Consider the following 557-nt stretch of genomic DNA (forward strand, 5'->3'; position numbering starts at 1 on the left):
TATTTTGGTGTAGGCGATTTTCACAGCACGCTCTACTGCCGCTTTGTCGCGGGGCCTGCCGGGCCTCGTCGGCACGATCGTGACCCCGTAGTAGTCGGCAAACGCTTACGTAGCGGTCAGTGACCATCCGGTAGCCTGAATGCTTCCTCGGCCGGTAGGTCGCCGTAGAGGCATTATCCGGCACGATGACCGCCGGTAATTTGCCAAGATAGTTCAACGCTTTGACGTGGCATGCAATCCAAGCCGACATCTTCTCATTTACAGCAGCAGTGACGTACATCAGCCCTGAGTACGGGCTTACCGCGACAAACAGCGACGCCTTGAACGCGGTATCACCACTGGCCTGATCCACCACTGGCACTTTGTCACCGGCCCAGTCGACGTAAAGCTCTTGCCCCGGCTCATGGGTGACGACTTCGACAAGATCATGAGCACGGAGAAATTCATTGAGCCCACTGCAAAACTGGGAGTACTGGTACTTTGTCTTGTCCGTCGGGCAAGGCTGCGACAAGTAGTCCATCCACAGTTTGTGCCTGGTCACGTGCTTTTTGCTTTGG

At 55.8% G+C, this 557-nt stretch carries 1 pseudogene; it reads right to left on the minus strand.

The features are described from left to right. Window positions 1-541, minus strand: a pseudogene (locus tag HMPREF2990_RS08525) (hypothetical protein); the annotation flags it as partial. Window positions 542-557: the final 16 nt, after the last annotated feature.

Source organism: Corynebacterium sp. HMSC071B10, assembly GCF_001814825.1.
In the GTDB taxonomy this organism is placed as follows: domain Bacteria; phylum Actinomycetota; class Actinomycetes; order Mycobacteriales; family Mycobacteriaceae; genus Corynebacterium.